The organism is Pseudomonas sp. HMSC066A08 (genome assembly GCF_001813025.1).
Taxonomy (GTDB): Bacteria; Pseudomonadota; Gammaproteobacteria; order Pseudomonadales; family Pseudomonadaceae; genus Pseudomonas; species Pseudomonas aeruginosa.
In genome coordinates, this window is sequence record NZ_KV811194.1 from 1 (window position 1) to 20,357 (window position 20,357).

10 protein-coding genes are annotated in these 20,357 nt (G+C 68.8%); 4 read left to right on the top strand and 6 right to left on the bottom strand.

Annotation, left to right across the window (positions count from 1 at the left end):
- Nucleotides 1-192 precede the first annotated feature (192 nt).
- Entirely contained in the window at nt 193-1,422 is a 1,230-nt protein-coding gene (locus HMPREF2886_RS01455; protein WP_033971715.1) for an exonuclease SbcCD subunit D C-terminal domain-containing protein, read from the top strand.
- A gap of 8 nt (nt 1,423-1,430) precedes the next feature.
- Nucleotides 1,431-5,066 (top strand): AAA family ATPase, encoded by a 3,636-nt coding sequence (locus HMPREF2886_RS01460; protein ID WP_070746631.1) that lies wholly within the window; start codon nt 1,431-1,433, stop codon nt 5,064-5,066.
- Between the two features lie 21 nt (nt 5,067-5,087).
- On the opposite strand, the gene recD is transcribed toward HMPREF2886_RS01460, so the two are convergent.
- The 5 genes from recD to HMPREF2886_RS01485 form a co-directional block, all read right to left on the bottom strand.
- The gene (gene recD, locus HMPREF2886_RS01465) at nt 5,088-7,253 is read right to left on the bottom strand and encodes an exodeoxyribonuclease V subunit alpha (protein WP_070746633.1); all 2,166 of its coding nucleotides are present in this window, start codon (nt 7,251-7,253) and stop codon (nt 5,088-5,090) included.
- Nucleotides 7,250-10,987: an exodeoxyribonuclease V subunit beta gene (recB, locus tag HMPREF2886_RS01470; protein WP_070746635.1), complete on the bottom strand. Its 3,738-nt coding sequence runs from the start codon at nt 10,985-10,987 to the stop codon at nt 7,250-7,252. The genes recD and recB overlap by 4 nt, the downstream gene beginning before the upstream one ends.
- The gene (gene recC, locus HMPREF2886_RS01475; protein ID WP_070746637.1) at nt 10,984-14,505 is read right to left on the bottom strand and encodes an exodeoxyribonuclease V subunit gamma; all 3,522 of its coding nucleotides are present in this window, start codon (nt 14,503-14,505) and stop codon (nt 10,984-10,986) included. Before recC ends, recB begins: the two co-directional genes overlap by 4 nt.
- A gap of 40 nt (nt 14,506-14,545) precedes the next feature.
- Nucleotides 14,546-15,229 carry a lipoate--protein ligase family protein gene (locus HMPREF2886_RS01480; RefSeq protein WP_003110110.1) on the bottom strand — a complete coding sequence of 228 codons (684 nt, stop codon included), beginning with the start codon at nt 15,227-15,229 and terminating at the stop codon, nt 14,546-14,548.
- 112 nt (nt 15,230-15,341) lie between these two features.
- Entirely contained in the window at nt 15,342-16,232 is an 891-nt protein-coding gene (locus HMPREF2886_RS01485) for a DMT family transporter (RefSeq protein ID WP_003123256.1), read from the bottom strand.
- A gap of 100 nt (nt 16,233-16,332) precedes the next feature.
- Here HMPREF2886_RS01485 and HMPREF2886_RS01490 point away from each other — a divergent pair, with 100 nt between their 5' ends.
- Both HMPREF2886_RS01490 and chrA read left to right on the top strand, forming a co-directional pair.
- On the top strand, nt 16,333-17,136 hold the full coding sequence (locus HMPREF2886_RS01490) for an AraC family transcriptional regulator (protein WP_033971709.1): 804 nt from the start codon (nt 16,333-16,335) through the stop codon (nt 17,134-17,136).
- A 54-nt stretch (nt 17,137-17,190) separates the two neighbouring features.
- A complete protein-coding gene (gene chrA / locus HMPREF2886_RS01495; protein WP_033971708.1) occupies nt 17,191-18,396 on the top strand; it encodes a chromate efflux transporter in 1,206 nt (401 codons plus the stop codon).
- On the opposite strand, the gene HMPREF2886_RS01500 is transcribed toward chrA, so the two are convergent.
- Nucleotides 18,393-20,009 carry a methyl-accepting chemotaxis protein gene (locus HMPREF2886_RS01500; protein WP_033971707.1) on the bottom strand — a complete coding sequence of 539 codons (1,617 nt, stop codon included), beginning with the start codon at nt 20,007-20,009 and terminating at the stop codon, nt 18,393-18,395. The two genes, chrA and HMPREF2886_RS01500, sit on opposite strands and share 4 nt — an antisense overlap.
- Between the last annotated feature and the right edge of the window lie 348 nt (nt 20,010-20,357).

The following is a 20,357-nucleotide window of genomic DNA, read 5'->3' on the forward strand; positions in this document are numbered from 1 at the left end:
GCCGGGAGTGGTGCGCATTATAGGGAGATAGAAATTGGCGTCAACACTTATTTGAAACTTTTTAACCCAAAGGTCAGGAAGCCCAGAGGACGCCCCATTCCTCCTTTATAGGCTGGCTTGCCCCGCCCTCTCCTTCTGTTGCCTCATATAAGGAATGCGAGCCACGGCTCCGCCGCTTTCGACGAGTGTTCCATGCGCCTCATACATACCTCCGACTGGCACCTGGGTCAGACCCTGCACGGCCAGGACCGCGATCATGAACACGCGCGCTTCCTCGACTGGCTGTTGCGCCAGTTGGAAGAGCAGCGCGCCGATGTCCTGCTGATCGCGGGCGATATCTTCGACACGATCAATCCACCGCTCAAAGCCCAGGAGCGCCTCTACGACTTCATCGTCAGCGCCCATCGGCGGCTGCCGCGGCTGGAGATCGTGATGATCGCAGGCAACCACGACTCCGGCGCGCGCATCGAACTGCCCGCTCCGCTGATGAAACGACTGAACGCCCATGCCATCGGCCGGATCGGCTGGATAGACGAAAGCCTCGATAGCGATCGCCTGCTGCTGCCCCTGCACGACGCGGATGGCCAGGTCGCCGCCTGGTGCCTCACCCTGCCCTTCCTGCGTCCCGCCGAAGTCACCGGAGGCGGGCTCGGCGACGATTACCTGGCCGGTATCCGCCAGGTGCACGAACGCCTGGTTGCCGCCGCGCAAGCCTGTCGCACGCCGGGACAGGCACTGGTCGCCGTCAGCCACGCACACATGGCCGGCGGCGCGGTTTCCGAAGACTCAGAGCGAAACCTGATCATCGGCAACGTCGAAGCGCTGCCCGCCAGCCTGTTTCCGGAGCAGATCGCCTACGTAGCCCTCGGTCATCTGCACAAGCCACAGAAAGTCGCCGGACAGGAGCGCATTCGCTATAGCGGCTCGCCGCTGCCGCTGTCCTTCGCCGAAGTGAACTATCGCCACCAGGTCCTCCTCGTCACCCTGGAAGGTGAGCGCCTGAAGGATGTGCAGAGTCTCCCGGTGCCACGCGCGGTGGAACTGTTGCGCATCGGCCCCGCGCCTCTTGGCGAGGTGCTCGATCGAATCGGCGAACTGGCCGAGGCCGACCTGTTGAATGAACAGCAGCCCTGGCTGGAGGTCCGCGTCATGCTGGATCAACCGCAACCGGACCTGCGCCAGCAGATCGAGAGCGCCTTGCTGGGCAAGGCTTGCCGTCTGGTGCGCATCGCCAGCGAATACCAGCGCCGCGACGAAGAGCAGGCGCCGCTGCTCGGACTCGACCAACTCAACCCCCAGGAACTGTTCAGCCGCGCCTGGGAAAGCGCCTATGGCTCCGGCCCGGATGCGCAGGCGCTGGATGACTTCGCCAGCCTGCTGCAAAGCGTCGAACTGGCCACCGAAGAGCCCCCGGGGAAATAAGCCGTTCCATGAAGATTCTCGCCATCCGCCTGAAGAACCTCGCCTCCCTCGCTGGCGAGCAGGAAATCGACTTCACCCGCGAACCGCTGTCCAGCGCCGGTCTGTTCGCCATCACCGGCCCGACCGGCGCCGGCAAGAGCACCGTGCTGGACGCCCTGTGCCTGGCCCTGTTCGGCAGCACGCCGCGGCTGGAAAGCACTTCGGCCAGCAGCAAGGTTCCCGATGGCCGGAACGAGCTGTCCAGCAACGACGAACGCAACCTGCTACGCCGCGGCTGCGCCAGCGGCTACGCCGAAGTGGATTTCGTCGGCATCGACGGCCACCGCTATCGCGCCCGCTGGGAAACCCGGCGCTCCCGGGACAAGGCGGACGGCGCCTTGCAAAAGAGCCAGCAGAGCCTCCAGGACCTGGAGACCCAACAAATGCTGGCAGCGAACAAGAAAAGCGAGTTCCGCGAACAGCTGGAACAGAAGCTCGGCCTCAACTTCGCCCAGTTCACTCGCGCCGTGTTGCTGGCCCAGAGCGAATTCAGCGCCTTCCTCAAGGCCAGCGACAACGACCGCGGCGCATTGCTGGAGAAACTTACCGACACCGGCCTGTACAGCCAATTGAGCAAAGCCGCCTACCAGCGCGCCAGCCAGGCCGACGAGCAGCGCAAGCAACTCGAGCAACGCCTGGAAGGCAGCCTGCCGCTGGCCGAGCAGGCCCGGGCCGGACTCGAGGCGGCGCTGGAATCCCAAGCCCAGGCGCGCCTCCAGGAGCAACAGGCCCTGCAGCGCCTGGAAGGCCAGCAACAATGGTTCACCGAGGAGCAGCGGCTGCTGCAATCCTGCGAGCACGCGCAAGGCCAACTGGCCGAGGCCAGGCAGGCCTGGGACACCCTGGCGACGGAGCGGGAAACCCTGCAATGGCTGGAGCGCCTGGCTCCGGTTCGCGGACTGATCGAACGCCTGAAGCAACTCGAGCAGGAACTCCGGCACACCGAGCAGCAGCAGCGACAGCGCACCGAGCAGCAAGCCGCGGGCGCCGAGCGCTTGCAAGGATTGCAGGCCCGCTTGCAGGAGGCGCGCGAGCGCCAGGCCCAGGCCGACAACCATCTGCGTCAGGCCCAGGCGCCGTTGCGCGAGGCTTTCCAGCTGGAGAGCGAGGCCAGGCGCCTGGAGCGAACGCTGGCCGAGCGACAGGAACTCCATCGGCAATCGAACCAGCGCCACGCCCAGCAAAGCGACGCCGCTCGGCAACTGGATATGGAGCAGCAGCGCCATGTCGCGGAACAGGCGCAACTGCAGGCGGCATTGCGCGACAGCCAGACTCTCGCCGCGCTCGGCGACGCCTGGGTGACCCACCAGGGCCAGCTCGCCGCCTTCGTGCAACGTCGCCAGCGCACGCTCGAAAGCCAGGCGCAGCTCCCCGAGCTGGAAAAATCCCTGGCCCACGCCGGGGAACCGCTCGAACGCTTGCAGGCGCAATGGACCGCCCTCCATGGCAGCGAGCCGGACGACCTGGCGGCACGCCTGGACGAATTGCGCCGGCAGACCGATAGCCTGGAACGACAACAAGCGCTCCACAAGGAATGGCAACAGGTCCTCGACCAACGCGCCGGTCTGGCTCGACGCCGGGGCGAACTCGACCAGCGTATGGTCGAGCAGGAGCAGGCATTGCTCGACTTGAAACGACAAGGCAGCCAATGCGCCGAGCAGGTGAAGGCGGCGGAGCAGGCCCTGCAGGTCACCCGCGAGTTGCTCCAGCGCCAACGTCTGGCCCGCAGCGCCAGCGTCGAGCAACTGCGCGCCGGCCTGGTGGACGGCGAGGCCTGCCCGGTCTGCGGCAGCCAGGAGCATCCCTATCACCATTCCGAGCAACTGCTCGCCGCGCTCGGTGAACACGACGACCAGGAACAGGTCCGCGCCGAGCAGGCCCTCGAGCGGCTGCGACAGACCCTGGTCGGTCTGCGCGAGGGCTATTCCAGCCAGCGGGAAAGACTCAACCAGAGTCGCCAGGAGCAGCAGGAACTGACTGGCCAACTGGCCGCGCTCGATCGGCAACTGGACCAATGGACGCTGCCGGAAGAACTGCGACTCCTGGAGCCGTCCGCGCAGTTGGAGTGGCTGGCACAACGCCTGGACGACCTGGCAGGGCAGCGCCAGCAGTGCCAACGAGACTTCGACCGGCTGATCGCCCGCCAGCGCCAGACCCAGCAATTGCAGCAGGAACTGCGGGCCGCCGATACGATCCTGCAACAGCGCCAGCAGGCGCTGACGGAACAACGGCAGCGCTACGAACATTTGCAGCAGCAGGTCGAGGAGGACAGCCAGCAATTGCGTCCATTGCTCTCCGACGAGCACTGGCAGCGCTGGCAGGCAGATCCGCTGCGGACTTTCCAGGCACTCGGCGAGTCCATCGAGCAACGCCGGCAGCAACAGGCGCGGCTTCAGCAGATCGAACAGCGTCTGCAGGAGCTCAAGCAGCGCTGCGATGAATCGAGCTGGCAACTGAAGCAAAGCGACGTGCAACGCAACGAAGCCCGTCAGGCAGAGGAAAGGGCCCAGGCGGAACTCGCCGAACTGAACGGACGCCTCGGCGCTCACCTGGGCCAGCACGCCTGCGCCCAGGACTGGCAGCTATCGCTGGAGCACGCCGCGCAAGCGGCGCAGAGCGCCGTCGAGACGCTCCAGGCGCCCCTGGATTCGCTGCGCGAGGAACAACTGCGACTCGCCGAAGCCCTGGAACACCTGCAGCAGCAACGGCAGCGCCAACAGGATGAGTTCCAGCGCCTTCAGGCCGACTGGCAGGCCTGGCGCGAACGCCAGGACAACCTCGACGACAGCCGCCTCGACGCCCTGCTCGGCCTTTCCGAGGAACAGGCGACGCAATGGCGGGAGCAATTGCAGCGACTGCAAGAGGAGATCACCCGCCAGCAGACACTGGAAGCGGAGCGCCAGGCGCAACTGCTCCAGCATCGCCGCCAGCGGCCGGAAACCGACCGCGAGGCGCTGGAAGACAACCTGCGGCAACAGCGCGAACGCCTGGCCGCCAGCGAACAGGCCTACCTGGATACCTACAGCCAGTTGCAGGCCGACAACCAACGCCGCGAGCAGAGCCAGGCGCTGCTTGCCGAACTGGAGCGAGCCCGCGCCGAGTTCCGCAGATGGGGCCGCCTGAACGAACTGATCGGTTCGTCCAGCGGCGACAAGTTCCGCCGCATCGCCCAGGGCTATAACCTCGACCTGCTGGTGCAGCACAGCAACGTGCAGTTGCGCCAGTTGGCGCGGCGCTACCGCCTGCAGCGCGGCGGCAGCGAGCTGGGCCTGCTGGTGGTGGACACCGAGATGGGCGACGAACTGCGCTCGGTGTATTCGCTCTCCGGCGGCGAGACCTTCCTGATTTCCCTGGCCCTGGCGCTCGGCCTGGCCTCGATGGCATCGAGCAAGCTGCGCATCGAGTCGCTGTTCATCGACGAAGGCTTCGGCAGCCTCGACCCGGAATCCCTGCAACTGGCGATGGATGCCCTGGACAACCTGCAGGCCCAGGGGCGCAAGGTGGCGGTGATTTCCCACGTCCAGGAAATGCACGAACGGATCCCGGTCCAGGTGCGGGTCCAGCGCGAGGGCAACGGCATGAGCAGCCTGAAGGTGGTCGGCTGAGCCGACCGCCCGGACGGCACGTCAGAACGGCAACTCGGTCTGTTCACCCGGGGCATGCGGCGGCTGTTCTTCCCTTTCCGGCCGCAGATGCAGCATCAGCCCGCTGAGCCGGCGCACCTTGCGCCGCACTGCGTCCTCGAACACCCCGGGCAGGCTTTCCACCAGGCTGAACCAGTCGCGGGCGCGGGTGATACCGGTGTACACCAACTCCTTGGTCAGCACCGGGTTCAGCGCGTCCGGGAGGACCAGCGCGGTATGGGCGAACTCCGAGCCCTGCGACTTGTGCACGGTCATGGCGAACACGGTGTCCACCTCGACCAGGCGGCTCGGCAGGACGAAGCGCACGCCGCCGCTACCGTCGTTGCGCGGGAAGGCCACGCGCAGCGCGAAGCGCAGGCTGCCGTCGTCGTTGCGCTCGGGCAGACGCAGGGCGATGCCGATATCGCCGTTCATCAGCCCCAGGCTGTAGTCGTTGCGCGTCACCAGTACCGGCCGCCCCTCGTACCAGCCGTGATCGGCCTCGATCAGGCCAAGGCGCAGCAGTTCTGCCGCCACCCTCTGGTTCAGTCCTTCCACGCCCCATGGGCCGTGGCGCAGCGCGCAGAGCAGGCGGAAGGCGTCGAAAGCCGTCAGTACCGACTGCGCCCAGCGCTCCCAGGCACCATCCTCCAGTGCCAGTCCGGCGGCCGGGCGGCCCTCGGCCAGGCGTTGCAGGTAGTGTCGGTAGCCGTACGGCGTGCCCGGCGCCTGCGGATGACCGTCGACGAACAGCCGGGCGAACGCCGCATCGCGCTCCCCGCGCAGGCGCAGATCGAAGAGGTCGGCGGGCGGACGGTCCAGCAGCGCGCGCGCGTCGCCGGCCTGTTGCCGGTTGACCAGCCGCGCCAGGCGCCCGATCCCGCTGCTCGCGCCGAAGCGCCGGGAATGCCGCAGCATGACGGTCTGCTGCGCCAGCGGATGCGCCTGCGCCGAACCTTCGCGCAAGCCCTGCCAGGTTTCGCCGCTGACCCGCTGCAACCAGGCGCGGGTCTCGGCGCTGTACCAGCCTTCCTCGGCATCCCGGCAGAGATCGCCGAGCACCGCGCCGGCCTCTACCGAAGCCAACTGGTCCTTGTCGCCGAGCAGGATCAGGCGCGCCTGCGGCGGTAGCGCATCGAGCAGGCTGGCCATCATTTCCAGGTCGATCATCGAGGCCTCGTCCACCACCAGCACGTCCAGTGCCAAAGGGTTGTCCCGGTGGTGGCGGAAGTGCCGGGTATCCGGACGGCTGCCGAGCAGACGGTGCAGGGTAGTGACCTCGGCGGGGATAGCCTGCAACACGTCTTCCGCCAGCGGCAGGGCCCGGACCTGCTGGCCGATGGATTCGGAGAGACGCGCCGCGGCCTTGCCGGTGGGCGCCGCGAGGCGGATGCGCAGCGGCTGGCCGGCGGCTACCGCCGGTGCCTGGAGCAGACCGAGCAGGCGCACCACGGTGGTGGTCTTGCCGGTACCGGGACCGCCGGTGATCAGGCTGAAATAGCCGCGGGCCGCCAGGGCACAGGCCAGCTTCTGCCAGTCGGTGACGCGCTGGCCGTCTTCCGTCGGCGCCTGCGCGAACAACGCGGCCAGGCGCGGCGCCAGGTCTGTGGCCAGGGGCGCCTGCCGACCCAGGCGCTCGCGCAGGGCCAGGGCGATCTCCAGTTCGTGCCGCCAATAACGACGCAGGTAGAGACGCTGAGCGCACAGCACCAGCGGCGAGGTCGCTGTCTCGCTCGGCTCGGAATCGCCTGGGTGCTCGTCGACCACTTCCACCAGCGATGACGCCGCCAGAGCCTCGCGCCAGGCGTCGAGGCGCACGCCGTGCAACAGTTGCGACGGCAACAGCACATCGCGGCCTTCGTCGCCCTCCGGCGGCAGCGACAGTGCCGCGTCGGGCGCGCCGAGGGTCGCCTCAAGGTCCAGGCAGACGTGACCGTGCCCCAGTTGGTGGCTGGTCAGCGCCGCCGCCAGCAGCACCCGGGGATCGGCCTGCGGCTGCAACTCGACGAGGAAGGCGACGAACGCCCGGTCCAGCGCCCGTAGCCAGCCGCGCGCCACCCACAGGTCGAGCTGACGCAGCAGGTCGTGGCGTGCCGCCAGCGGTTGCGCTACCTGGTCGTCGCGGCCATCGCGGACTTCGCCGGCCAGTTGCTTGAGGGTCGGATTCATCGCTCGGCTCCCGGCTGGCCGCTGAACAGTGCGTCCAGGCGTTCGATCAGTTCCCGCGGCGGGCGCTCGAAGTGCAGGCCCTGGGTCGCCGCGCGGGCGCCGCGGAGGAACAGGTACACGGCGCCGCCCATGTGGCGGTCGTAGTCGTAGTCGGGCAGCCGCGCCTTCAACTGCCGGTGCAGGGCCAGCAGGTACAACACGTATTGCAGGTCATAACGGTTCTCCAGCACCGCGGCGGTCATCGCTTCCGGGCTGTAGGCGCCATCGTCGGCACCCAGCCAGTTGGACTTGTAGTCGGCCACGTAGAAACGCCCCTGGTGCTCGAAGACCAGGTCGACGAAGCCCTTGAACATGCCGTTCAGCAGGGTCGGCGCCAGGGCCGGACGCGCCGCGCCGCCGAGGGTATGGCGACGGACCAGGGCGTCGATCGCCTCGGTCTGGACCTGATGGGTGGCGAACCAGAACTCCATTTCCACCTGGTAGGCGACCAGCCCGGCCAGGCTGGTTTCGCCACCGGGCCAGCGCAGCGGTTCGGCGAGATACTGTTCCAGCCACAGGTCGAGCGGTTCGGCCCAATCCTTCCAGCCCCGCAGGTCGCAGCGTCGCGCGACCAGTTCGCGGCGCCGCTGGGCATCGGCGCGCGCCACATCGAAGCCTTCGCGGCCGGCCCATTCGAGCAGCCCGTGGAGGAAAGTGCCGGGAGCCGGTCCGCGCGGGAAGCGATGCAGGTCGTCGCGCATCTCGCTGGCGTGCGCGACCGGCGCCTGCTCCGCGGAACGGCCTTCTTCGTGGAAGGTGGCTTCCTCGGCGCTGATCGGCTCCTGCGATTCGTCGCTCTCCAACGCCTCGTCATCGTCCAGCCCTGCGGAGGCCTGCAACTGCAGGCCGGAATAGCTGGCGACCCACCACTTCTCGCGGCTGCTGCGGCGGGTTTCGCGGGCCAGCCCAAGACCCTGGCCGCGCCTTGCGACATAGTGTTCGGCGTCCGCCTCGGGGGCCGGCTCGACGACGATCTCCCGGCACTCGCCGCGCAGCGCGGCGAGGCATTGACCGAGGCCATCGCTGCCGATGGTCGCGCCGCCGGCAAGCAGGTAGCCCAGGGCCCCCTTGTGCAACTCCGGCGACTTGCTGTTGCTCGCCACCAGCGGCGCAATACCCAGCCACACCGAATGGCGGGCGCGGGTCAGGGCCACGTAGAGCAGGCGCATGTCTTCGCCGAGGCGCTCATCGTTGGCCTGCTCGTAGGCCCGCGCAGCCTGCTCCTTGCGCCGTGCCAGCTCGATGACCCGCCCTGGAGCGCCATCCTCGTGGAAACTCGCCGGCGCGCCGCTGTTGCCGTCCAGCTCCCTCCAGCTGCAGATGAAGGGCAGCAGCACCAACGGGTATTCCAGTCCCTTGGACTTGTGGATGGTCACCACCTTGATCAGGTCGGCGTCGCTTTCCAGGCGGAGGATCTCTTCGCTCCCCGGACTCTGCACCTGCTCGGCCAGGTGACGGATCAGCGCGTGCTCGCCATCCAGCTCCACCGCCGCGCGCTGCAGCCACTCGGCCAGATGCAGCAGGTTGGTCAGGCTGCGCTCGCCATCGGCATGCCGCAGCAGGCGCGCCGGCAGTTCGAAGTCGGCGAGCAGGCGCCGCAGCATCGGCAATACGCCCTGGGCCTGCCAGGAGCGGCGATAGTCGCGGAAGCGCAGGATCATCCGTTCCCAGAACAGTTCGTCCTGGTTCAATCGTTCCAGGGTCGCCCAGTCCAGGTGCAGGCTGCGGGTAGCCAGGGCGACCCGCAGCAGCGCATCGGCGCCGGGGTCGGCGCAGGCGCGCAGCCAGTGCAGCAGGTCGGCGGCCTCCTGGCTGTCGAACACCGAGTCGCGGTCGGACAGGTAGACGCTGGCCAGACGCCGCGCCGCCAACGCGCTACGGATCGCCTCGGCCTCGGCGCGACCGCGGACGAGGATGGCGATATCCGCCGGGCGCAACGCCCGCCAGCCGCCCTGCTCGTCGGCGAAGCCGGCGCGGCCCAGGTCGGCCAGGCTCAGCCAGCGGCGGATGGCGCTGGCGCTGCGCTCGGCCATTTCCTGGCGATACGCCGCGGAGCCGAGCACGCCGGCTTCGGCGTCAAGGTTCCAGAACGTCATCGCCGGCGCCTCGGCACCGTCGATCAGCAGACGTTCGGCGCGCCCCTGGGCGTCCACCGCATGGAACGGCACCGGGTTTTCCAGCCCCTCGCGGGCAAAACGGAAGGCGCCGCGCGGATGCTCTTCGGCGAACGCGAAGCAGCGGTTGGCGGCCGCCACCATGGCGGCGGTCGAGCGGAAGTTCTTGCCGAGGGTGTAATGCCGCCCGCGAGTGGCCTCGCGGGCGCGCAGGTAGGTATGGATGTCGGCACCGCGGAAGGCGTAGATCGCCTGCTTGGGGTCGCCGATCATGAACAGGCCGGTCTCCCGTGCCTGGGGCTCGTCGGGATCGGCGGCGATCCGGTAGATGCGCTCGAAGATCCGGTACTGCACCGGGTCGGTATCCTGGAACTCGTCGATCAGCGCCACCGGGAACTGCTCGCGGATCAATTGCGCCAGGCGCTCGCCGCCAGGGCCCTGCAAGGCGCGGTCGAGACGACTGAGCAGGTCGTCGAAGCCGATTTCGGCACGCCGCTGTTTCTCGACCTCCAGTTCGCGGCCGACCTCGCCCAGCGCGTGCAGCAACAGGTGGGGAGCGATATCGGGGCGCTCCTCCTGATGCGCGGCCCAGGCGTCGATGGCCCGTAGCGCGGCATGCTCGGGCGCCACGCGCTTGGCGGTGAGCTTGATCCGGGTCTGGCCGAACTTGCCCAGGTTGGCCGGCTGGTCGCCGCCCTCGCTCCAGTCCGCCAACGCTTGCAACCAGGCGTCGAAGGTCTCGTCGCTGTCCTTGCCGCGATAGCTGTTGCCGTTCAGGTAGGGACGCAGGTCGCGCAGCAGCGCTTCCAGTTCGACGCGCGCTGCACGCCAGGCGGCGCGGGCCTGCGCGTCCAGGTGGTCGAGCTGGCGATACCACTCGCCGCCCCGCTCCAGCAAGGCTGCCAGCGACTCGGGCGCACTCAGCGCCTGGTCGGCGTAGCGGAAGTCGGCGTCCTGCCGCGCCAGTAGCGGCTGCAAGGCCTTGCCCAGCGCCTCCGGCCCGCTGTAGCAGCTGGCCACGGCTTGCGCCGCCGGAGCCGTCAGGCCGTAGAAGTTGCGCCGCCAGTAGTCCCGCACCACTTCGGCGAGCAATTCGCTCTGGTCGGTTTCCAGGTTCTGGGTGAACAGGCTGCCGCTGTCGAAGGCGTGCTCGCGCAGCATCCGGTAGCACCAGCTGTGGATGGTCGAGACCGCGGCCTCGTCCATCCACTCCGCGGCCAGGCGCAGCAGGCGCGCGCAGCCCGGCCAGCGCTCGGCGGGATACTGCTGGCGCAACGCGACCAGCAGGCCGTCGTGGCGCTCCTGCGGCTCGGCGAAACAACGCGCCGCTTCGCCCAGGCGGCTGCGGATACGCTCGCGGAGTTCCTGGGTCGCCGCATCGGTGAAGGTCACCACGAGGATTTCCGGCGGGCTCAGCGGCCGGCCGAAAGCGTTCTCGCCGCCATGGTCGAGGACCAGGCGTACGTATAGCAGGGCGATGGTGAACGTCTTGCCGGTACCGGCGCTGGCCTCGATCAGGCGGCTGCCGTGCAACGGGAAGTCCAGCGGATCGAGGGCCACGGGCATCTGCTGCTGGCTCATGCCTGCTCCTCCGCGCCACGTCCCAGGGCAGCCAGCAGCGGCGCGTAGAGCTGCTCGGCCCAGTGCGCGAATTCACCGCTGGCGAGCAGCCGGTCGAAGTCCGGATAGACCCGAACCAGCGCCGGCGAGGCGTCCACCTCGCCCCCAATGCCGAACCCTCCCTCGTAGCGCTTGCGCGCCTCGCGCATGGCTTTCTCGGGCTCTGCGGCGCCACCACTGGCGAGCCAGGCGAAAGCGGTCCGGCAGGCCACCGGCAACGGCTGGCGCATGCCCTGGCGCCAGGCGTCGATCAACTGGTCGAGGTACTCGCCGGCACGCTCGCTCGGCAACGGCGGAATCTCCAGGGTGCCGGTCTGGCTCACCAGCACGCTGCTCACCGGCTGGCCGAGACGTTGCAGGGCGAGGTGCTGCAACCAGTGGCGCACCAGACTGTGCCACTTGAAGCCGCGCCCTTCATGGAGCTTGCCGCTGAGCAATTGCAGGCGTACCAGGCGCCCGGAAGCGTCGCGACGCAAGCCGCCGAGCCAGTCCTCCAGCTCCAGCCCGGACGAATGGCGATGGCGCAACTCCTGCTGCTGCTCGACCGCCTCCGGCCAGCGCTCGATTTCCTGGCGGTAGCGCCAGAGCAGGTCGGGCAGCGGTTGCAGCAAATGGCGCGCGGAGAACTCGCCGAACGCCGCCAGCGGCAGGCGACCCTGTCGCCGCAGTCGCCCGACCTGGGCCTGCAACTGCGCCGGCAGGCCCTCGGCATCCCAGTCCCGCTCGACCCAGCGCTTCATGCGTTCGGTCAGTTCGAATTGCAGCTTCCAGTTGTCCAGCGCGTCCAGTTCGAAGGGTTCTTCGTCATTACCGGTCAATTGCTCGTCGTCGAAACGAACCTTGAGCCGCTGCTGGAAGAACGCATTCACCGGGTTGGCGAGGAACTCCGCCAGCGGTCGCAGCCCCAGTACGCCCTCCAGCTCAAGCGGCGGCAGGGGCGCTTCAGCGTCGGGAACGGCGATGTCGTCCTCGCTATGGACCTCGCGCCACTCGCGGGCGTAGGTGAACAGGCCATCGACGCCCTGCTCCGGCGCATCGTGAAAATACCGGCGGCTGAACGGCTGCAGCGGATGCTCCTGGGTCAGGGCATGCAGCAGCGCCTCGCCGTCGCCGTCCGGGTCCAGACGCCAGCCGGCCGCCAGGTGATCGCGCAACTGGCCGATCAGCACCGAGGGCGGCCGCTCGCCATTGTCGCGGATACTCCGCCCCACCCAGCTCACGTAGAGCTGCTCGCGCGCCGAGAGCAGCGCCTCGAGCAGCAGGTAGCGGTCGTCCTCGCGCCGCGAGCGGTCGCCGGGGCGGTAGTCGTTGCGCATCAGGTCGAAATCCAGCGGCGACTGCTGGCGGGGGTAGTCGCCATCGTTCATGCCAAGCAGGCAGACCAGCCGGAATGGGATCGCACGCATCGGCATCAGCGTGCAGAAACTCACCGCGCCAGCCAGGAAGCGCTGGTTCAGGCCGCCCTGGTCCAGGCCGCCGAGCCAGGCCTCGCGTATCACGCTGATCGGCAGCGGCTCGGCGAAGGCCGCACAGGCGCAGTGTTCCTGCCAGCGCTCGAGCAGTTGCAGAAGCTGGGTGAGAAGCAGTTCGTCGCGCTCGTCGTGGGCTTCGAAGAACACCGTGAGCAGGGCTTGCAGGCGCTCGCCCCACTGCGCCGGGGTGGCCGGTTCGGCCAGCTCGGCGTAGGCCACCTCCAGGCGCTCCAGCAGCACAGCCAGCGGGCCGGCCAAGGCGGCGTCCAGGCCACCGACCTCATCGTAGGGCTGGATGCCTTGCAGGGCCGCGCCTTCGCCGACCGCGTAGCCGAGCAGCATGCGCCGCAGACCGAAGCGCCAACTGTTGCCCTCCAGTCCCGCCGGCAGTCCGAGACGCTCGCGCTGCGCGGCATCCAGCCCCCAGCGCACGCCGGCGCCTTCGATCCAGCGGTGCAGGGTCGCCAGGTCGGCCTCGTCGACGCCGAAGCGCCGGCGCAACGCCGGGACGTCCAGCAGGTCGAGGATCTCGCTCACGGCGAAACGGCTGTCGGGCAGTTTCAGCAGGTGCTCCAGGGCGATCAGCAGCGGCTCGCGACCGCGCTGTCCCTGGTCGGCCAGGGTATAGGGAATGAAGCGCTGGTCGTCGCGCGGCACCTGGCCGAACACCGCCTCGATGTGCGGCGCGTAGGCGTTGATGTCGGGGACCATGACGATCACGTCGCGCGGCTTCAGGCTCGGATCGGCGTTGAAGCGGGCGAGCAACTGGTCGTGGAGTATCTCCACTTCGCGCTGCGCACTATGGGCCACATGGAAGCGGATCGAGGCGTCGCTCCGCGGCGCCACCGGCGGCCAGTGCTCGCGGGTTTCCGCCAGCGGGCGCAGTTCGAGGATATCGTCCTGCAACTGGCCGAGCAGCCCGTGCGGAGCCTGCTCGCTGAACAGGTCGATGCGCCCGCCGTTGACCTCGCCGAACAGGTTCCGATAGCTGTCCGGGTCGTCGTAGCTGTCGAGCAGGTTGATGTAGTCGCGGCCCTGCTTGCCCCAGGCCGCCAGCAACGGCTGGGCATGCTGGTGCTGGCGGTCCTCGTCGAGGTCGGCGGGAACGCCGGCACGGCGCTGCTGGCGCCGGTACTCGTGGCGCAACAGGTCCTTGTCGGCGACGATGTCGGCCCAGTGGTGGCGACAGGGGTTGTGCACGCAGAGCAGCACCTGGCTGAACCTGGCCAGGGCGGCCAGCGCCTCGAGGGTCTGTGCCGGCATCGAGGAAATCCCGAACACCACCACTCGTCGCGGCAACGCGCGCGGCGCCGCGCTGGCGGAGCGCAGCGCCTCGATGAAGCGCCGGTGCACGCCGGAGCGGCTGCGGGCCAGGCTATCGGCCCCGACGTCGGCGAGCAGCGCGCGCCACAGTTCGGCCTGCCAGCGCTCGTCGGCGCCGAGCGGGAGCGCCTGCCCGTTCGCCGTGCGCAACTGGTCGCGGCCCTGGCTCCAGTCGTCGAGCCAGTCGCCGCGATAGACCTGGTACTGGTCGAACAGGTCGGCCAGGCGCTCGGCCAGTTGATGACGCTTGCGCAGGTCGGCATCGTCGGCGAGGAAACGTTGCAGGGCGCGGAACTCGGGACGCTCCAGCAATCCGGGAAGCAGACGCATCAGGCGCCAGGTCAGCGGCGCCTTGTCCAGTTCGGAAACCTCGGGAATGCTTTCGCGGCCCAGCACCGCGCGATAGGCCTGCCAGAGGAACTGCGCCGGCAACTGCACCTCCAGCGCCGCGGCGATGCCGCCACCGCCACCGCCGCCGCCGTCCTCGCGGGGATCTTCGGCCAGCGCCAGCTTCAGCCACTGGGCGATGCCGTTGCTGTGCACCAGGACCCGCTCGCTTTCCAGCGGCGCCAGCGGATAGCGGCGCATCCAGGAAACGGCGAGGTCGCGCAGGTCGTCCAGGCGATTGCCGTGGACGATCATGAATCCGGGCGTGAGGACGGTGGTTCCCAAGGGTTCTGGCATCGGTACGGCTATTCCTGGCGCAAGGCTCTGGCGAAAGAGGTCAGGATCGGGCGGCGACGAAGCGTCGTTCCAGTTCGAGGCTGTCGGCCATGCGGAAATCGCTCCAGCGCTCGCTCAGGCCGAGATGGCTGTCTGCCTGGCAATCCGGGGCACTGGCGCAACGGCGGGTGAAGGTGTTGACCACCTCGACCATCTCCTCACGCTCGGCGCCGACCAGCAGCGCCGCGTGCGCCAGCACCACCGGCCGGCCGGCGCCGTTGCGCCGCCAGCGTTGCGCGGTCCCGGCGAGCTTGCGCCCATCCAGGGTGACATTGTAGCGGCCGTCGCAGAAGGAACCGGCCACGGCGCCCACGCCGGCGTCCAGGCCGCGCTCGCGGAGCCAGTCGCAGATCGGCTGGCACAGCCGCAGGTAGGCGGTTTCGATACGGGTCTGCTCGTTGTCGCCGGGCCCCAGCGCATAGGACAGGGCGATGTTCAGCACGCCCGGCGATTGCGGCACCGGCTCGCCGCCGGTATCGCGCAGCAGCACCGGCCAGCCGCGTTCGGCGACCGCTGCGCTGGCCGGCGCGAATCCTTCCAGGCGCTCCATCCGGCGCGGCATGACCAGCGCCCGATCGCAGGGCTGCCAGAGCAACAGGCCATGCTCGCGGGCACCGCCACACACCTCGTCGAGCAGGGCGCGCTCGGCGTCCAGCCCATCCTGCACGGAAAACACTTCGACCACGATTCTTCCTCTTCCAGGCTGGCACGGCTCGGCTCCCGCGCGGGGAGCGCTGCCTATGATAGCCAGTGGCGGCGCCTCCGTGCGCCGTAATCGCGAGGAAGTTGCCGGGAAATCAGCAGGTTGCCGAGCGCAGGCGGGCCGGGCGGCGCTGCCAGAACTCGGCCAGCAGGACCCCGGCCAGGGTCAGCGCGCCGCCGACCAGGTGATGGACGGTCAGGCGCTCGCCGAGCACCAGGGTGGCGATGCAGGCGGTGATGATCGGCAACAGGTTGAAGAACAGCGCCATCCGGCTCGGCCCGAGACGGGCGACACCGTGCATCCAGGCCAGCGCGGCGACGATCGAGGCGAACAGCGCGGCGTACAGCACCAGCGGCAGGTTGGCGGCGTTCAGGCCGGTGCGCGGCGACAGCAGGTACAGCGGCAGCAGGGCGAGGATCGCCACCAGCACCTGCAGGTAGAGCAGTTGCATCGCCGGCAGCTTCAGGCTCCATTTCTTCAACAGCACGCTGTACACCGCATAGGCCAGGGTGGCGACGATCATCATCGCGTCACCGAGGTTCACTCCATGCTCCAGCAAAGCGCCGAGATGCCCCTGGGAGATCACCAGCACCACGCCGGCCAGCGATACCAGCGCGCCGAGCAGCGCCCCGGCGTTCAGCCGGTGGGCCAGGATGCTGCTGGCCAGGCCCAGCGACATCAGGGGCATCAGCGACAGGATGATGCCCATGTTGGTGGCGCTGGTCAGCGCCGCCGCGTAGTAGGCCAGGCTCTGGTAGACGGCCATGCCGAGCAGGCCGAGGACCACGAACTTGCCGAGGTTGGCGAGGATGTAGCGGCGGTTGCGCAGCACCGGGCCGAGCATGAAGGGCGTCAGCGCCAGGCCGACCAGTAGCCAGCGGAAGAAACCGATCTCGGCGGGCTGGATGACCCCCACGGCGAGCTTGTTGACGACGGTGTTGCCGGCCCAGATGAACACGGCCAGCAGGGGAAACAGGTATTGCATGGGAGGTTCCGCACCATGAAAAAGGAATACGCGGGCATTCTGAGCCAGTCCGAATACAGACGTATAATGAATTCCGGACAAACCACCCGTAGGTTCGGACATGTCGACCACCACCCTGCTGCGCCTTCCCGATCTCCAGGGGCAGTCTTTCGACGTCTACTTCCGCTATGACGAGTTCGGCGCCGACACCCATTCGCCGCCGCACACCCACGCCTGGGGCCAGCTCAACTATGCAGCCCACGGCGTGATGCAGCTGGAGATCGACGGCCAGCGCTTCCTCTCGCCTCCGCAATACGCGGTATGGATACCACCGGAGCGGGTGCACAGTTGCTACAACAGCCAGGCCATCGTCTACCGCTCGCTGTACCTCTCCGCCGAGCTGTCACGACGCCTGCCGGCGACACCCTGCACCCTGGCGATCAGCGCGATCCTCAAGGCGATCCTCTCGGACTTCGCCGAGCGCGGGGTCAACCTGCCGACCTCGGCGCAGGACCTGCGCCTGGCCCGGGTCGTCATGGACCAGTTGGAATGCGCCCAGCCCCACGACGACTACCTGCCCTACGGCCGTACCCCGGCGCTGCGCGAGGTGCTCGACGCACTGCAGGCCGAGCCGGGCGACAACCGCTCGCTGGCGCAATGGGCGCAGCAGGTGCACAGCACCGAGCGAACCCTGGCCCGGCACTGCCAGCGCGAACTGGGCATGACCTTTGGCGAATGGCGCCAACGCCTGCGCTTCCTCGCGGCCATCGAGGCGCTGGAAGCCGGCAGGGGGATCCAGCAGATCGCCTTCGACCTCGGCTACAGCAGCCCCTCGGCGTTCATCTCGATGTTCCGCCGGCTGGCCGGCACCACGCCGGAGCAATACCGCCTGGCCAGCCGCGCCCAGGACCTGCCGATGCTGTAACCCGCCGTGCATGCGTTGCGGCTATGCTCGCAGCAGCCACCATCCGGAGTTCGCATGCCAACCGCCAGCCGCCATCCCGACACCGCCCTCGCGGTGTTCCTCGCCTTTCTCAAACTGGGCTGCAGCGCCTTCGGCGGGCCCATCGCCCACCTCGGCTATTTCCGCGACGAGTTCGTCCGCCGCCGCGGCTGGCTGAGCGAAAGCAGCTACGCCGACCTGGTCGCCCTCTGCCAGTTCCTTCCCGGCCCCGCCAGCAGCCAGGTCGGCATGGCTCTCGGCCTGGCCCGCGCCGGCTATCCCGGCGCCCTCGCCGCCTGGCTCGGTTTCACCCTGCCCTCGGCGCTGCTGCTGGTGCTCTTCGCTCTCGGCCTGGGGCGCTGGGGCGCGCTGTTGCCCGAGGGCGTGGTGCATGGCCTGAAGATCGCTGCGGTGGCGGTGGTGGCCCAGGCGGTCTGGGGCATGGGCCGCAGCCTGTGCCCGGATCGCCCGCGCCTGGCGCTGATGGCGCTGTCCTGCACGAGCGTGCTGGCCTGGCCCACTGCCTGGGCCCAGGTCGCGGTGATCGCCGGTGCCGGCCTGGCCGGCCTCGCCCTGTTGAAAACGGAAGCCGGGGAAGGCCACGAGCGGCTGCCGATCGCCATTGGCTACCGCGGCGCGCTGCTGTCCCTCGCCCTGTTCGCCGTGCTGCTGGTCTGCCTGCCGCTGGCCGCGCGCCTCTGGCCGGAACAATGGCTGCGCCTGCTCGATGCGTTCTACCGGGCTGGCTCGCTGGTATTCGGCGGTGGCCATGTGGTGCTGCCGCTGCTGCAAGCGGAGGTGGTACCCAAGGGCTGGATCGACGGCGATACCTTCCTCGCCGGCTACGCGGCCGCCCAGGCGGTACCGGGCCCGCTCTTCACCTTCGCCGCGTTCCTCGGCGCAGCCTCTGGCCCGGCGCCGAACGGCTGGAGCGGCGCGCTGCTGTGCCTGCTGGCGATCTTCCTGCCGTCGTTCCTGCTGGTCGCCGGTGCCTTGCCGTTCTGGGAACGCCTGCGCCACGAACGCCGGGTACGGGCAACGCTGGCCGGGGTCAACGCGGCGGTGGTCGGCCTGCTGCTGGCGGCGCTGTACCAGCCGCTCTGGACCGAAGGCATCCTGCGCCCGGCCGACTTCGCCCTGCTGCTCTTCGCCCTGCTGGCCCTGCTCGCCTGGAAGACGCCGCCCTGGCAAGTGGTGCTCGCCTGCGCCGTGGCCGGCGGCCTGATCGCCGCGGCCGGCTAGCCGTTCAAGGCCAGGCTCAGCCCCTGCGCCGCCGGCGCGGCCGCCTTGCCCGGCTCCGCGCCCTCCGGCCGATAGCCGAGGCGCAGGCCGCCCCAGTGCTTGCCGTGGATGAAGATCGGCACCGAAAGATCGTGCATCAGTTCGCCGGTGTCGCGGGTGTAGGTCTGCAGCAACAGCGGCTGCTGGTGGCTGCCGCAGCGAATCCCGGTGCGGTCGTTGAACAGGCGCTTGCTGCGGCTGCGCAATGCGTCCGTCTGCGGGTCGCCGCTGGGCGGATGGGCGAAGGCGCGATTGTGGGTGGGCACGTAGCCTTCGGGGGTACAGGCGATGGCGAACACCAGGTTGCGGTTGCGCTCCAGCAACTGCTCCTGGATGCCTGGCAGGACCTGGTCGGTGTAGCTGTCGAAGCGGGTCCGGTACTTGGTCGGCTGGGTATTGGGCAACGGCTGGTAGCTACGGTCGAACAGGTCGTCGAGATCGATACGCCCGCTGCGCACGTCCTCCTCGAAGCGAGCGGCGATAGCCGCCGCGCCCTCCCGGGCGAGGTCGTAGACCGACTGGTGGTAGGCGTCCAGGCTGACCTCGGCGAGGCGCTCGCTGATCACCTCGGCCTGGTTCTCCAACTGGCTGGCGGCCTCGCCGAGGCGCAGGGTCTGTTCCTCGCTGGCGCTGAGGTCGCCGCGTACCTGCTCGACCGCGGCGAACAGGCTGGCGAGTTGGCTGCGGTTGATCTCGGCGCCCTGGGCGATCTCGGTAATCTGGCTCTCCACCCCGGCCGCCAGTTCGGCAATGCCTTCCAGTTGCCGACCGGTCAGCTCGACCTGGCCGACCCCTTCCCCCAACTCTTCGGAAAGCTGGCGGATCTGCTCGACCACCTCGCTGGTCTGGCGCTGGATATCGGCGACCATCTGGCCGACTTCCTCGGTAGCCTCGGCGGTACGTCCGGCCAGGCCGCGCACCTCTTCGGCGACCACCGCGAAACCGCGCCCATGCTCGCCGGCACGGGCCGCCTCGATGGCCGCGTTGAGGGCCAGCAGGTTGGTCTGGCTGGCGATGCCCTGGATCACCAGGGTGACCCGCTGGATGTCCTCGCTGCGCTGGTTCAGCGCCTCGATCGCCTCGCGGCTGGCGCCCATCCGCTCGCTGAGCTGATGCATGCGCTCGATGGTCGAGGCCAGCAGGGACTGGCCCTCGTCGCTGCCGGCGCGCGCCCGGGTGGCGGCGTCCATGGCCTGGCGCGCCAGATTGGAGGTGGCGCGCTCGGTGTGGATCATCACTTCGGCGCTGCCGACGATCTGTTCGGCGGCGTCGAGCTGGGATTGCAGCTTCTCCGCCAGGCGCTTCACCGAGAACGCCACGCCGGCGGCCGACAAGGCGTTCTGGCTGGTGTTATGGGACAGGTCGCGAGCCAGCCGGGCGATGTCGGGCTCGCCGACGGTCGCGACCGCCGTGCGGTTGCCGGGAAGCAGCCAGGGCAACCAGAGCAGCGCCACGCCGAGCGGCAGGGCCAGGTATAGCGGCAGCCAGCCATGCCGGGCGCCGACCAGCAGGAGAACCAGGGCCAGGCTCTGCAACAGGCAGACGAAGAGGATGCGGGAACGAGCGGGCTGCATGAGTAAATCTCCGGCCTCCGGGGCGTTGCGTCATGACCCTGGGGTCGGACGGGCGGCGGGGCTTCTTTATTTGACTTGTAGTCCGGTTTGTAGCCCGCCCCCGGAAGCGCCGCCATCGTTCCTTAGTGGTATGGCCAATGGCTGGCATTCGACTAGCGCAGGCCGCGACGAAAGGCGGAGAACGCCCCGGACGCGTCGGCCAGGCCTTGATCCATGGGGGCTTCGCCGCATTTCCAGGGGACGCTCGAAGAACTTCCGTCCTGCCGTCCGTCGGCCGACACCGTATGACAAGCCCGGAGCCCACGTTATAATTCCGCGCCCATTTACAGCCGGTAGCGGTCGACTAGA

Coding starts and splice junctions, on each gene's coding strand:
- HMPREF2886_RS01455 (WP_033971715.1), top strand. CDS start 193: ATGCGCCTCATACATACCTCCGACTGGCACCTGGGTCAGACCCTGCAC.
- HMPREF2886_RS01460 (WP_070746631.1), top strand. CDS start 1,431: ATGAAGATTCTCGCCATCCGCCTGAAGAACCTCGCCTCCCTCGCTGGC.
- recD (WP_070746633.1), bottom strand. CDS start 7,253: ATGAATCCGACCCTCAAGCAACTGGCCGGCGAAGTCCGCGATGGCCGC.
- recB (WP_070746635.1), bottom strand. CDS start 10,987: ATGAGCCAGCAGCAGATGCCCGTGGCCCTCGATCCGCTGGACTTCCCG.
- recC (WP_070746637.1), bottom strand. CDS start 14,505: ATGCCAGAACCCTTGGGAACCACCGTCCTCACGCCCGGATTCATGATC.
- HMPREF2886_RS01485 (WP_003123256.1), bottom strand. CDS start 16,232: ATGCAATACCTGTTTCCCCTGCTGGCCGTGTTCATCTGGGCCGGCAAC.
- HMPREF2886_RS01490 (WP_033971709.1), top strand. CDS start 16,333: ATGTCGACCACCACCCTGCTGCGCCTTCCCGATCTCCAGGGGCAGTCT.
- chrA (WP_033971708.1), top strand. CDS start 17,191: ATGCCAACCGCCAGCCGCCATCCCGACACCGCCCTCGCGGTGTTCCTC.
- HMPREF2886_RS01500 (WP_033971707.1), bottom strand. CDS start 20,009: ATGCAGCCCGCTCGTTCCCGCATCCTCTTCGTCTGCCTGTTGCAGAGC.